This window comes from Polynucleobacter sp. MG-27-Goln-C1 (assembly GCF_018881905.1).
Taxonomy (GTDB): Bacteria; Pseudomonadota; Gammaproteobacteria; order Burkholderiales; family Burkholderiaceae; genus Polynucleobacter.
The window spans coordinates 79,901-93,372 of record NZ_JACVPM010000002.1; the positions used below are offsets into that span (position 1 = coordinate 79,901).

Sequence of the window (13,472 nt, forward strand, 5' to 3'; positions counted from 1 at the left end):
AATTAATTACCTGGTCCAACCAAGGTAACTTCAATACGACGGTTTTGTGCGCGACCATCTGGGGTTGCGTTAGAAGCTACAGGATTGGACTCACCCATGCCTTGTGCAGAAATTAAACTTTGACTTACACCTTTGCGAATCAGGTAATCAACTACGTTATCTGCACGCTTAGAAGATAAATCGAGATTGGTTGTAATCCCTTGGTTGCGCAATTCAGGTCCAATTGAAAGATTGTCTGTGTAACCACGAACAACTACTTTAGTATTTTGGAAACCAGAAAGTGTTGGCGCCATTTTTGCCAGCACTTGATCAGCTTTTGCATTCAAACGGTAACCACCCTCTGGGAATAAAATCTTGTCGCGAATAGTAATGCGCAATTCACCCTGGAGTTGACGAATCTCAACTTCGTCACCCTGATAAGCCTGTTGAAGCTGGGTGTACGCCTGGTCCAACTGGTTGTATTTATTTTGACTTACACAGGCACTCAACAATGCAAGTGCTGCGATGGAAAACGCGATAAATCCTTGTTTCATAAAGCTCATGTATTTTCTCCAGAATCTTTAAAAATGGTTACTTAGATGCTTACTTAATATAGCCCAAAGGCGTACTTAAACCTTACAAAAGCCTACAAAACCCAAAAAAACAGTCAATAAAGGGGTATTTTCAGGGTCCACCATTCATAACAACACCCTACTAGTTTTGAGGACAGCCATTAGCCAATGGCTTACCAGCCACTCGATCCTTCACCCACTCAAGATACATAGGCGCTGAAACGCCAGGGGTTGTAAAGTGAGTTTGCTCTCCAGGCAACTGGTTTCTTCCTACGTTCGCACCCATGGCACACATTTGCTTTTGATACAGCTCATGCATGACTGGAGGAACTGCAGTGTCTTTGGTGCCCCAGTAAATTACAACCGGCGCTACTGGCTTAACAGGCTTCACGCTACCATCAACGAATGCCTTCACCCACGCTAAAGAATTACTGGGTTCTGGCTTTAAAAGAGATTTATAGCTATCTCCATAGGCATAACTAAAGGTATCAGCCAGTACATGCATACATTTATTGCTTGCTAGCTGATTGATAACCTTTACGCCGTCATCGGTCAATACATCAGTCAACTGCAAACTAGGGAATGCCGCTTGAGTACCCCAAAGCCCCATCATATAGTGTGCAAATAAAAATACATTTGGGACATTTGCCTGAGTAAATCCATTCATGAGCTTGGTTGCACCAGCTTCATCAGTAGGTACATTTGGAAGCATGGCTGCAACATCTTCAGGTGCTAAGGCAACAAATCCAAGGTACTGTAGGTTATCGGCAGCAGTGCCTTGAAGAGCATGGTACTCAGGAAGGCTCGCAGCGGCAATAGTAGCTCCACCACCCTGCGACCAACCGTACACTAGGGTCTTCTTGCCGGCCCCCACTTCTTGCATAGAGCTAGCTGCCCTTGCAGAGTTAATTACATCTCTACCGTTTGTTTGTGCCACGGCATATTGATGCTTGCCACCACCACCTAAACCTTGGTAGTCGGTAGCAACAACAACATAGCCTTGATTAATAAACTCTTGACCATTCGGAATGCCGTAATCAGTCCAAGAGTTGCCGCCCATCAAGAAATATTCATTTAAAGCCGCTGTTGGATCAATGATTTGCGATGGCCCACAATTTTGCGCTGATCCCGTTGTGCCATGAGCCCAAGCCAGAATAGGCCTACCCTCTTTTGGAGCTGAACCAACTGGAGCAATGATGGTTCCTGTAGCAATCGTTTTGCGTCCCGCCACATCAGATGAGATATAGGCAATCTTCCAAGCCTGTGCACCCTTAATAGAAGTCTCTATTTTTTCTTTCTTGATCACCTGCCCCAACTTACCTTCGGGGGCCATTTTCATGACAGAGGCATAAAAAGGTGGCATTGGTGGATCTGCATATACAACCGGGGAAAGAATACTCAAGACTGTACCGAGCGCCAAAACTGAAAGGATAGAAATTGTTTTCATGGTCTAAGGGAAATTTGGCTATAAAAGTTATATTAAACACCAAACCCATATGGACTCACAAATCACATATGAGTAATTCAAATGCTTTAGATGAATAAAGAAAAAACCGCCAGAAGGCGGTCTTAATCTTGGATCAATTAAAAGATTATTTCAAGGCAACAGGCTTGCCATCAATATAAGTACCCATTACTTTGATATTACGAATTTCAGCAGGAGGCGTTGTGCGTGGGTTCTTAGCAAGAACTACCAAGTCAGCCTGCTTGCCTACTTCTAAGCTACCGACAAGCTTATCTGTGAACATGCTATATGCAGGATCAATTGTTACCGCACGGATTGCATCATCAACAGAAACAGCCTGATCAGGACCCAGTACTTTTTGTGGTGGTAACTGCCATAAGCGTGTCACTTCTTCGGAGATGTAATTTAAAGGGCTAACGTTAGATACTGGAGCATCACTATTCAATGTAAATCTTCCACCTGCACGTTTAAAATCTCCAGCAGAATCAATGTGCTTAGCGCGGTCTGGACCGAGGATTTCATTATTAAATGCGGCACCCCAATAATCTACGTGGCCAATCGTAAAGCTCGGTACTACACCTAACTTAACCGTCTTCTTAATTTGTGCTGGGTTGCTCACAGTGTAATGCTCAATACGCAAACGTCGATCTTTTGAGTTGCCACCGCCTGACAATAACTTCTCATAGTTCTTGAGGGTTTGGTCAATCGCTCTATCGCCATTAGAGTGAATGGCAATCTGCCAGCCTTGGTCATAGTAAGGCTTGATTAAGTTGTAAAGCTCATCATCTTTAAAGTTGAGAGTTCCTTTTGACTTGCCACCCTTAGGGTAAAGGTATGGCTCGTTTACTGCGCCTGTTAAGCCCTGAACAGATCCATCTGAAACATATTTAATGCCAATGAAGCGCAAATAATCATCGCCTTCATTGGGTTTAATTGCGTTAAATCCTGCTGGCATTTGCGTGCCATATAAATAGCCACGCAAACGAATTGGTGAGGCATTTCTTCCAAAAATATCCCTATAGATGGCTACTTCTTTTTCTACGCCAAAGTTACCACCAACCCCAAGATCAGCAACAGACGTAACACCTTTGGAGGCCATCGAATTCATCGTAGCTTGAACTGCCTCTATGAGCTTAGGCTGAGTAGGCACTGGAATCTTGGCGAACACAGGGTAAAAGGCTGGCGCCTCCATCATCTTCCCGGTTAACTTGCCTTTGGCATCTCTCACATAAGAGCCACCGCCCGGAGGATTCGGTGTGCTGTCCGTAATACCAGCTAATTCCAAAGCCTTATGGTTTGCATAAGCAAGGTGGGCAGATTGATTCACAACAAAGATTGGAACTTCCGTGGAGACTTTATCTAAATCATCAGCAGTAAGTTCGGCCATAAAAGGCGAAGTGCGGGATGGATCAGTACCAAAAGCAGCTAACCACCCTCCTTTTGGAACATTTTTTAAGTTTGCCTTCAGCTTGGCAGTGATGCTATCAACCGTGTCATAAGGCAAATCGAAATTGGTCAAGTTCAAATACGTACGCTCAAACACCGTCGTAAGAATGACGTGAACATGAGGCTCAACAAAGCCCGGCATCAAAGTTTGACCTTTGAGATCCACTACCTTGGTGTTATCAGCTTGCCATTCTTTAGTAACAGCGTCCTTAGATCCAACAGCAACGATTTTGCCGTTTTGCACTGCAAGCGCTTGAACTTCTTCATTCTTGGCGTTTACAGTAACAATTGGTCCACCATAAAAAATGGTGTCTGCATTGCCTTTGGCAAAAGTCACTGCGCATTGAGCCATCAACAATGCGGAAAGTAGTTTTGGTGCAAATTTCATATTTAACCCTTCGATATTTAGGCAACTTAGAAATATATCAACTAGGGTTAATGAAAGCTTTCAAAAACTTACACACCTTTTCATTTATAAGGAGCTCCTTTTGAAACCCTATATCTTGGGTGTATTGCAATATGAAGTGCGTGGAGACTGCTGTCTACTTATTGGATAAACGAACATTTCTTTGCCAACAAAAAGCCACCCCGAAGGATGGCTTTTCTTGAAGAGCACTTTCACTCTAAAACGGCAATCAATTACGGAATTGATTTGTAGGTAGTAGTTTGCTTGACTTCCCACATTTTGACTTCTTTAGCATTCCAATCGTGGTCTTTCATCTTGAATTTCACGATGTCATAGCCACCGAAGAATCTCGCATAGTATTCAAGATTTTTAGGATCAGCCACAACGGATTGCTGAGTGTAGTCATAAAAATATTTACCCTTCGCATCAGGCTTGCCACCATTAGCAACGCTTGAACCAGGAGGAATATCAAACATATTCAAAAAATGCCATGCAAGCTCCACTCTTGGTAAGTCTGCAGCATATTGGTCGGCGTTTTGTGTATAAAAAGCAGCTCTTAAAAAACGGCTTGATGGTAAAAAGTCGCCTGGCAATCCATGCATACCACTGCCAGCACCTCTAGGAGCGAATTTAACGCCACCAATTGTTTTAGATGCAATATCAATGGGAGATAAATTCAAATAATTTTCAAGATTCATCAACTGCCAATCAAACGGAGGCTCGTTTGCCATTGCTCCGGTTGGATTGTCGTAAATATTGAGATTACCTTTAACGTACTCAATGACTATGCTCTTACCTGTCATATCGTGGAAGCTATAGTGCATTTTCGCAATCATTTTCCAAGTGCCAAACTCAACATTGCTAACAAAAATCTTTGGTAGCCCCTTTTTAATGTCTTCTACATTATCAAAATTACTTAAAACATAATTGACGACTTCAAATGAAGCAATGCTGTTTTTAACATCTGCGCCTGTTGGGTTTTGATAAGCAGATGAAACTGGTAAATACTGCATGCCACCAGCCAAACCTTTTTCATTAATGCCGTCAATGATAAGTTCTTTGTCGTATGCATTCAGACCTGCGAAGGCATACTTACCCGTCCAATGCTTGCCAGAACCCCATACACCGTCGGTACCAGTTCCTTTGTATTGATGGGCTCTTGGATACAAAGCCATTTTCATCGGCAAATACTCTGCAAACTCAACGGTTCTGCCATAAACATAGCTACCATCTTTAGTTTTTAATGTAAAACTAGTGCAAGCGTTGCTTATTGCAGGTGTAATGGCAAATGTAGCGATCAGCAATGTGCTAATGACCTTAGATAGCCTAATCTTCATGGAGTCTCCAAATAGAGTTGTAATTAGCTGCGAAATTTAACAAAAGCAGCTGGAGATTTCTTACAAAACATTTCATACCCGTGAAAACCAGATGAATTGGGGGTGTTTTAGACTAATTCTAGGGTTTAAGCATCAAAATCGGCTTTTTATAGACCCCAAATAGAAAAACCACCCCAAAGGGTGGCTTTTCTTGTTAAATCTTAAGTCCAAGAATCAGGACAAATTACTTCATCTTTTTATAGGAAGAAGTGCTTTCGTTATCCCATTGCCTTACTTCTTTGGCATTTAGGTCATAGTCATTCATATTAAATGCAAAGATATCACTTCCACCAAAGTATCTTGCGTAGTAAGTGAGCTTCTTGGGATCGGCAACAGTAGTGTATTGCGTATAGTCTGAGCCATAACTTCCTTTTGCATCAGGCGTAGCACTTCCCAATACTGATCCAGGAGGAATATCAAACATATTGATGAGATGCCAAGCCATCTTTACTTTATCAACATTTGGGGAGTACTCATCTGCAGCCTGTGAGAACTGTACGGCTCTCAAGAAACGACTTTGACTCATGAAGTCACCAGGCAGTCCATGTAAACCACTTCCAGCACTTCTTGGTTTCAAGGGAACACCATCAATTACTTTGGTTCCAATCTCGACAGGAGATAGATTCAAATAATTTTCTAGATTCATCATCTGCCAATCAAATGGAGGCTCATTGGCCAGAGCTCCAATTGGGTTATCGTAAATATTCATTTGGCCTTTAACGTACTCAACCACAATACTCTTGCCGTTCACATCATGAAATGAATAGTGCTGTCTAACTACATCATTTCCCCACTGCGTGAACTTTGAGTTGTTGACAAATATCTTCGACAAGCCTGCCTTAATCTCGTCTGTATTTGCAAAATTACTCAAAACATAAGCAATTACTTGATATGAAGCGATACTATTTTTTGCATCATTTCCGGTTGGATTTTGATATAAAGCTGCAACAGGTAAATTCTGCATGCTACCTGTTAAACCCTTCTCGTTCATACCATCGCCGATAATATCCATATCGTATGCACGCAGACCCATAAAGGCATACTTGCCATTCCAAGCTAAGCCAGAACCAGCTACGCCATCGGGTCCAGTTCCTTTGAATTGATGACTTCTTGGTGTGAGAGCCACTTTCATCGGTATTACATACCCATACTCGATTGTTCGCGCATAGACATAACTACCATCTTTATTTTTTAAAATAAAACTAGTACACGCGTAGCTGATTGCCGGCGCCACAGAAAAAGTAGCAATCAGCACAACGCTGATAGCTTTAAATAATTTCATCTTCATTGGATCTCCAAAGTGATTTGTAATGGAGATTGCAATCTAACAAAAATTATTTTTAATTACTTACAAAAAATTTCATGGGCATGAAATAAGGAATGGCACTCAAGCGAGAGAGTGGCTTACTTAGGGTAAATAAAAATACTCTGAAAATATTTCAAAAGATTTCAAATCATTACAAATTATTGCAATACGATCTGAACGTCCACAAGAAGCTGATAGCCATTTCCACGCAAAGCGCGGATAGACTTTTCAACACCGGCCTCAACAAATTTTTTACGTAGTCTGGTGATTCGAACTTCTAGACCGCCTTTAGCAGCTTCATCAAGATCATCGTTACAAATCTCTAATAGCCTGAAATAGGGCAAATTAAATGATGGGGACTCACTCAAGGCCTTAATCATTAATGCCTCTAGTTTGCTTATGTCAACGGTTTTTAGTGGCCCTGTGAGGGTTAGACTTTTGAGATTAAGCAATATGTCCGGTAGAACACTTTGCGCATTGACACGCCTTGAAACACTCCCAATCACTGCTAGTAATTCAGTATTGGAAACTGGTTTTGTCAGGTAGATGTCTGCTCCAGACTCGTAACCAATTACCTTATCCTCTTCTGATGCCCTAGCTGTCAGCATCACAACGGTGAGGTAGGCATTCTGTCTTTTGTAGCGAGCCGCGATATCAAAACCGCTCTCACCTGGCAGGTTTACGTCGGCAATTAAAACGTTAAAGCTATCCAAAGAGAATATTTCCTCTAACTGCTCGGATGATTCCGCCCCTTTAACAAAGTAACCGGCGCTCGATAAACCTCTTATCAACAGGGCTCTTAAGTCAGCATTGTCTTCAACAATAGCAATTTTTAGATTGGAATCCATACTGTGAATGTAATTAAATTATCCTTGATGCTGAACTTTACCTCACCACCCAAGACATGCGTTAACTCTCTCGCAAGAAATAAGCCCAATCCCGAACCGCTAACCATAGTGGCAGAAGGACCTCGGTAATACTTCTCAAACGCGAGCTCTGGATCAGGCGCACCCATGTTGCCGATCACGTTCTGAACACTAAATTGAAGGCATCTTGGTAAGTTGCTGTCCAGAATTTCCGTATCAATAACTATATTGGTCTCTGGAGCGGAATATTTAATAGCATTACCCAAAAGATTGGAAACGACAATGCTCAGAACCTGCAAGTCAGATTCGATATCAATATCTGTCTGCTGCAATATTGAGAATCTATTTTCTAGTCGAGTATCAGAAATGTTTGATTTCAATAAATCTGAAAAATTAAACTTTGTCTTGTGAATTTGAATTACATTTAAATCAAGCCTATCAAGCTGAATACATTTATTGATAATAGAGTCAATATTAGTCACTGCCCTATTTGCATATTCCTCAAAATCAGACCCGACAACCTGCTGATCTATGACGAGCTTTAAAACTGACAAAGGTGTTTTGATTTCATGGGTGAGCATTGACATTAACTTGCCCTGCTCTTCACGCCTGAGCCTTTCATTTTCAAATTCTTTTTTAAGGGCGGCAGATTTAACAAGTTCATTTTTTAAAATAGATTTAGCGCGGTACTGAAGTATCAGGCAGAAAAAGAGACCGCTCAAAACGCCGTAGACTAAGTTGTAATGAATCGCCAAATCATTAGACTGAGTAAATCCAAGTAAGGGCAGAATCACAATTGCCCACATTGCTAAATTGAATGTGTAATAGAGTCGCAGAATGTTGATAGGGAGATAAATATTTTTTTGTGAGCCAGAACTACTGGTGCCAAAAAAAGAGGTTACCCAAAACAATATCCCCATTAGGATGATGAAAGTTGCATTGATTTTTAGAGCGGTGCCGGTGTTACCTGCTAATAACAAGGCAATAATCAGCATTGAAATACAAATCACACCATTAAACAAGTATCTATAGAAACGCTTTAAAGAATACTCACTAAAGAGAAATTTGGTTGCCACAACCGCAGTAAACGAGTAAGTCACCACCAATACAAAGGTCATGTAATTAATGACAGATTGATCGATGAAGCGGCCTAATAAGAGCCTTGCATAGCCATACAAGAAAAACGCATGGAGAAATGAGGCGAATTGCTGGATAACAAACATTCCCAGCACGAGCTCACGGTTACCAAGCCAAACCCCGAATAGCCACAAGGCAAGCAAAAATATAAAAATAATGTAGGCCGCATAAATCAGGCTACTGGTGTACTCAGCACTGAAAAATTCTGAGGCCGGCATCACCTCAAAGCCCAGCAAATAGGTGCGGACTGATTTGACCTTTAAATAGATTTGACGCTCATGCTCATTCGACCCCAAATTAAAGTTGTGATTGAGCGTCTGTATCTCTGAATCTGATACCTCGTGCTTAGCCCCTGTAACTCTGTTGGCTTCCAGGGCAGATGAATCAAAAAGTTGAATGTACTCTATAAAGACTGGTCGTATTCTGAGAACTAAATCTTTATCCGAAGGACGAATATCCAACCTAATCCAATAGGTAGATGGCTGATAGCCTTTTGCCAACCATCCCTCGTAAGAGGTAAATTTTTCTTTCTTTACCTCTTCGAAGGTAAGCGAATTAGTCTTATCTTCAAAGTAGGCCTGACCCAAGAGATAGCCTTCACTTGCACTGGCGCAGCCAATGAAGAGAGCAATAACTAAAAAGAGGGATTTGACTAAAGTCTTCAGCATTAAAGTAAAGGCAATTTCTTAAAGTGAGTCAATCATACTGGCCTCAGGCTACCCCACAAAGCATATTTACCTGTGACCACAAAGCTCGTAAGAGCTATGCAATGATTAAGCAGCAGCCTTTGCAATACCCTTTAGGGCCAGAAAGAGCTCGACTAATTCGGAACCGAACGTGCGATTTCCTGGCTCACCTTAACAAATGCCCGGGTCTGCGCACTTACCAGAGCATCTACCCCAGTACCAGTAACTGGCTCACGCACTAATGAGCGACCCATTAAGTTTGCTGACTTTGGTGCCGCATTTTGACTTGGAGCCTTTTCGGCAGATTGGTTTTTAGCTAAGGCTGGCTTGATAGTCCAGAGCACATCAACTACAACGCTATCGCCTTGTTTGCTCTGAAGATTTTGCACATCCACTAGCACTTGGTAATCAAAATTGGTTTGGGTGCTTTGTGCGAAATTCCAAACATTGGAAGTGCCGATATCCTTAGCTAGATTTGAGGCAATCACGCGCCCAATTTCACTTTTGAGTGAACCAGCCCAACGATCGTATTCATATACTTGAACCTGATTGTCGCTACCTAGGATGACCATTTGCGGCTGATCGATCATCTCAGGCAATGAAACCGGCCCAACCATCACTCGCGTATTTTTAGCCCCTGCTAGTGCTTGAGGTATAGGTTCTGCGTGGAGTGTGTAGAAAGTCGTTTTAGGCGAGCTACATCCATTCAATACGAGCATCAGCAATGCGGCCGTTAAAAGGATCCTCATTTTTTCACCGCCTCTGCAGGCTTACCAAATATCAAGGATTGCGGTTGTTGATCCAGCATGTCTGTGAGTGTTTTCATTGAGCTAGCTGCTTTTGCAATTTCTCTTAATGAATCTCGCATATCCGTTTGCAATGGTGAATCACTCGCAGTTACAGCATTCAAATTCTTCAGAGTTTTATTCAACTCAGGGACCAATTCTGTATCAAGCTTCTTCATCAAGCGATCGGAATTTTTAAGAACATTAGCCACCGTCTTTTCAGCATCCTCAAGGGCGCTTGGAACCACTGGTAATTCAGGTGGATACAGGGAAGCATTAAAAGTATATTTTGGAGCATCCGTGAAAAAGTCTATGGCGATGTACTGCTGACCGGTTAAGTAACTAGCAGTCCGCATTTGTGCGCGAAAGCCTTTTTTAATCAATGCCTTCAATCGCTCCACTTCATTCACAGGAGGCGGCAATATTCCCCCAGTTTTCAGTGAGCGTATTTTGAGTCGATCAGGATATAAGAAGATTTCGACAGGCTGAATTACTTCATAAGTCTGCGGGTCCATAGCAGTATTAATGCTGACCACCTCACCGACATTGACCCCCCTAAACTCTACTGGGGCACCCACAGATAAGCCGCGCACAGATTCCTTAAAGTTCAACACAAAGCGCTGAATACGCGTATCAGGCTGCTTCATGGCCAGTACGCGAGTCTGGAATAGCGTAAATGCCGCATCCTCTTTTGCGCGTTCAGTAAGGGTGGAGGTTGTGCGTGAAGAATCAGTCACATCCGCCTGACCCGGATGATTGGTGATTCGATCAGTATGGTCCTCAGTGCTATGCGGAGCCTCAAATGCAATGCCGCCAGCTACAACTGCAACTAAGGACTCTGTTTGCAATTGAATGCCTGTAGCGCCGATGCTCACATCAATGCCGCTGGCATTCCAAAAGCGCGTATTGTTAGTTACATATTGATCATAAGGCGCGTCGATAAATACTCTAATAGAAATATTTTTGCCATCCTTATCAAGATCGTAAGCCACCACTTGACCAACATTGAGTCGACGGAAATACACTGGTGTACCGATACCATGAGACCCCAAAGTCGGTGCTCTTAATATGAACTCACGCCCGGGATTGCCATCCGTTAAGATTGGCGGGACTTCAAGCGCCACAAAGTGATCACCCTTTGAGGCTGATTTACCCAAATCGGCGGCAATAAAAGGTCCATCAAGTAAGGTGCTTAATCCCGAAACCCCACTAGCGGTGATGCGTGGCCTCACAATCCAAAAACGCGTGTCATCTCTTGCAAAATCCGCTGCATCTTTATCGAGCTTAATGGTAGCTATGACCTGCTGATGATCTTCAGACAAGACTACTGTCTTCACTAAACCAATATTGACCTCTTTGTACTTCACAAAGGTTTTTCCGGCTATCAATCCATCGCCAGATTTAAAAGCAACGGTAATCGTGGGGCCATGATCGACTACCGCTTTATATGCGAGTCCAAGACCCACCAAAATAGCTATGATCGGAATAATCCAGATTATCTGCGGTGCCCAGCGTCGCTTAGCCCTCGCTAGCGCAGATGGAAGATCAGAAAGCTTGGGGCCTTGAGACATATCAGACATGTAAATCCTCAGCTAATTGATTATTTTTCTCTGGAAGATCCGCAGCATCCCAAATGAGCCGAGGATCAAAGCTTTTTGCAGCAAAAATAGTGATCACCACTACTGTAGCAAATGCGATGGCACCAGCACCAGCACGAATAGTCATTAAGTTACCAAATTGTACGAGAGCCGTCAGCATAGTGGCCACATAGACGTCAATCATGGACCAACGGCCAATTGCCTCCACCATACGGTACAGGCGTGCACGGAATCTCGGGTTCCAGCGTGAATGACGCTGGACGGATATCAGGAGGAAGGTTAATGAAAAGAGCTTGGCAAAGGGGATAACAATACTTGCGCAAAATAGGATGATTGCCAGTATCTGCGAATCGGAAGTCCATAAAAAAACGACCCCGCCAAAAATAGTGTCTTTTTCAGTGCCAAATAGCGAGCCCGTAGCCATTACGGGCATTAAGTTAGCAGGAATAATCAAAACATAGGCCGCAATCACCAATGCCCAAGTTCTACTAATGCTATTGGGCTTGCGAAAATGCAAGCCAGTGCCACAGCGGGTACAGTGCAATTTTCCTGAATTAGGTGATTCTTGCTGAACCAGACCGCAGGCTTCACAGCCCACAAGATTTTGAGAGGCTGCCGAGCTCATGATGCCCCCTCCACTTGCTTAAGCTCATCAACCCGTCTCCAGAAAGTATGGGGATCAAAGTTAGCAGCTGCGGCGGTTACTGAGATCATTAGCAAGACAAATGAAGCCAAGGCAATATCTGGTGTGACTGAAGCAAAAGCATTGAGCTTAGTAATCGTTACCAATAAGCCCATCATGAATACCTCTACCATCGCCCAGGGCTTGACTAAATAAATCAACCTGAATGCCAAGTTTAAGTGAGGGGGAAGACGTCCTAACTTTACAGGCAACAGCAAATAAATTAACGCTGTAATTTCCAAGGCAGGCATCAAGAATGTCGTGATAAATACTAAAAATGCAATGCTAGGTATGCCATCACTTACCAACCTCTCGGCTGCATCCAATAGGGTTGTTGAGTTAGTGAGGCCTTGTGAGCTAATAGAGACAATAGGGAAAGAATTTGAAATCAGGAACAAAGCTGCAGATGTCAAAGAAAAAACGAGGCTACGCTCCAAGCCTCTAGGTTGTGAGCGAAACAATACATTGCCGCATCTGCCGCACATGGCGGTGCCACCCGGCTCCAATAACGCTTGTCGCTGCAATAAGTCGCATTGCTCGCAGACTACTAGCTCATCTAATTTCATGCTACCTATACCCAGCCATAAAAAGAATCTCGCCGCCCTATATAAGACTTGCGCCTAATATATTTATGGGATTTGATAAGGATACAGGGTTTTATTTATGATCTTTTGGAGCGGCAAGAAAAAAGCTGAGCATGGTGTAAAGCCCAGCCCCTGAGATAGCAAAGGAAAATAAGCCCGCAAAAGCGATGATGATCGATAAACTTTGCAACTCTTCCCCGGGCTGGTTATTAGAGCCGATAGTGGTGTACATTCCGCTCACGTAATAAAGCGTAGTAGTAGGGTCAGGGAATATTTTTAAAGAATCTAGAACCCAAGTCAAAATAAAGATATCGTCAAAGTGGGCAATCACAACAAGCACAATTGCCAACAGATAGGAAAAAAAGCTTGCTTGCCAACTATTATGCAACCTTGAATCAATAACAAATCTCTTGAACCAGCGCGTTAGTACCAGTATGTAAATCCCATGGATTGTCAAAATAATAATGACATCAAGCAATACGAGTTGAAATTTCTCTCCAAATGCATGACTTAGATAGAAAGACGCCAGCTCAAATGGGTTTGATAGCGAAGTGATGTGGTCTAACCAATTCATAATGAGTTAC

The 13,472-nt window shown here is 42.8% G+C and carries 12 protein-coding genes; all 12 read right to left on the bottom strand.

The annotated features are described in order from the left end of the window. Window positions 1-2 precede the first annotated feature (2 nt). Window positions 3-542, bottom strand: coding sequence for an OmpA family protein (locus tag ICN14_RS04490; RefSeq protein WP_216179849.1), 540 nt, complete (start codon window positions 540-542; stop codon window positions 3-5). 151 nt (window positions 543-693) lie between these two features. Continuing rightward, entirely contained in the window at window positions 694-1,998 is a 1,305-nt protein-coding gene (locus tag ICN14_RS04495) for a lipase family protein (protein ID WP_216225207.1), read from the bottom strand. Between the two features lie 145 nt (window positions 1,999-2,143). Beyond that, window positions 2,144-3,850: an amidohydrolase gene (locus tag ICN14_RS04500; protein ID WP_216225210.1), complete on the bottom strand. Its 1,707-nt coding sequence runs from the start codon at window positions 3,848-3,850 to the stop codon at window positions 2,144-2,146. Between the two features lie 251 nt (window positions 3,851-4,101). Beyond that, window positions 4,102-5,205, bottom strand: coding sequence for a linear amide C-N hydrolase (locus ICN14_RS04505; protein ID WP_216225213.1), 1,104 nt, complete (start codon window positions 5,203-5,205; stop codon window positions 4,102-4,104). Between the two features lie 223 nt (window positions 5,206-5,428). Beyond that, complete coding sequence (locus tag ICN14_RS04510; RefSeq protein ID WP_216225215.1) at window positions 5,429-6,532, bottom strand: linear amide C-N hydrolase; 1,104 nt, start codon at window positions 6,530-6,532, stop codon at window positions 5,429-5,431. A 176-nt stretch (window positions 6,533-6,708) separates the two neighbouring features. Continuing rightward, the gene (locus ICN14_RS04515) at window positions 6,709-7,398 is read right to left on the bottom strand and encodes a response regulator transcription factor (RefSeq protein ID WP_216225217.1); all 690 of its coding nucleotides are present in this window, start codon (window positions 7,396-7,398) and stop codon (window positions 6,709-6,711) included. After that, on the bottom strand, window positions 7,383-9,221 hold the full coding sequence (locus ICN14_RS04520) for a 7TM-DISM domain-containing protein (protein ID WP_216225219.1): 1,839 nt from the start codon (window positions 9,219-9,221) through the stop codon (window positions 7,383-7,385). Before ICN14_RS04520 ends, ICN14_RS04515 begins: the two co-directional genes overlap by 16 nt. 152 nt (window positions 9,222-9,373) lie before the next feature. Next, window positions 9,374-9,988 (bottom strand): membrane integrity-associated transporter subunit PqiC, encoded by a 615-nt coding sequence (locus tag ICN14_RS04525; RefSeq protein ID WP_216225221.1) that lies wholly within the window; start codon window positions 9,986-9,988, stop codon window positions 9,374-9,376. Then, a complete protein-coding gene (locus tag ICN14_RS04530) occupies window positions 9,985-11,604 on the bottom strand; it encodes an intermembrane transport protein PqiB (RefSeq protein ID WP_216225223.1) in 1,620 nt (539 codons plus the stop codon). Before ICN14_RS04530 ends, ICN14_RS04525 begins: the two co-directional genes overlap by 4 nt. Beyond that, the gene (locus ICN14_RS04535) at window positions 11,597-12,247 is read right to left on the bottom strand and encodes a paraquat-inducible protein A (RefSeq protein ID WP_216225224.1); all 651 of its coding nucleotides are present in this window, start codon (window positions 12,245-12,247) and stop codon (window positions 11,597-11,599) included. Before ICN14_RS04535 ends, ICN14_RS04530 begins: the two co-directional genes overlap by 8 nt. After that, entirely contained in the window at window positions 12,244-12,870 is a 627-nt protein-coding gene (locus tag ICN14_RS04540; protein WP_216225226.1) for a paraquat-inducible protein A, read from the bottom strand. The genes ICN14_RS04535 and ICN14_RS04540 overlap by 4 nt, the downstream gene beginning before the upstream one ends. Window positions 12,871-12,961: 91 nt before the next feature. After that, window positions 12,962-13,462, bottom strand: a complete 501-nt coding sequence (locus ICN14_RS04545; RefSeq protein ID WP_216225229.1) for a hypothetical protein — start codon at window positions 13,460-13,462, stop codon at window positions 12,962-12,964. Between the last annotated feature and the right edge of the window lie 10 nt (window positions 13,463-13,472).

What these genes read in the sequence shown, in the direction of transcription:
- ICN14_RS04490 (WP_216179849.1), bottom strand. Translation starts at nt 542, where the DNA reads ATGAGCTTTATGAAACAAGGATTTATCGCGTTTTCCATCGCAGCACTT.
- ICN14_RS04495 (WP_216225207.1), bottom strand. Translation starts at nt 1,998, where the DNA reads ATGAAAACAATTTCTATCCTTTCAGTTTTGGCGCTCGGTACAGTCTTG.
- ICN14_RS04500 (WP_216225210.1), bottom strand. Translation starts at nt 3,850, where the DNA reads ATGAAATTTGCACCAAAACTACTTTCCGCATTGTTGATGGCTCAATGC.
- ICN14_RS04505 (WP_216225213.1), bottom strand. Translation starts at nt 5,205, where the DNA reads ATGAAGATTAGGCTATCTAAGGTCATTAGCACATTGCTGATCGCTACA.
- ICN14_RS04510 (WP_216225215.1), bottom strand. Translation starts at nt 6,532, where the DNA reads ATGAAGATGAAATTATTTAAAGCTATCAGCGTTGTGCTGATTGCTACT.
- ICN14_RS04515 (WP_216225217.1), bottom strand. Translation starts at nt 7,398, where the DNA reads ATGGATTCCAATCTAAAAATTGCTATTGTTGAAGACAATGCTGACTTA.
- ICN14_RS04520 (WP_216225219.1), bottom strand. Translation starts at nt 9,221, where the DNA reads ATGCTGAAGACTTTAGTCAAATCCCTCTTTTTAGTTATTGCTCTCTTC.
- ICN14_RS04525 (WP_216225221.1), bottom strand. Translation starts at nt 9,988, where the DNA reads ATGAGGATCCTTTTAACGGCCGCATTGCTGATGCTCGTATTGAATGGA.
- ICN14_RS04530 (WP_216225223.1), bottom strand. Translation starts at nt 11,604, where the DNA reads ATGTCTGATATGTCTCAAGGCCCCAAGCTTTCTGATCTTCCATCTGCG.
- ICN14_RS04535 (WP_216225224.1), bottom strand. Translation starts at nt 12,247, where the DNA reads ATGAGCTCGGCAGCCTCTCAAAATCTTGTGGGCTGTGAAGCCTGCGGT.
- ICN14_RS04540 (WP_216225226.1), bottom strand. Translation starts at nt 12,870, where the DNA reads ATGAAATTAGATGAGCTAGTAGTCTGCGAGCAATGCGACTTATTGCAG.
- ICN14_RS04545 (WP_216225229.1), bottom strand. Translation starts at nt 13,462, where the DNA reads ATGAATTGGTTAGACCACATCACTTCGCTATCAAACCCATTTGAGCTG.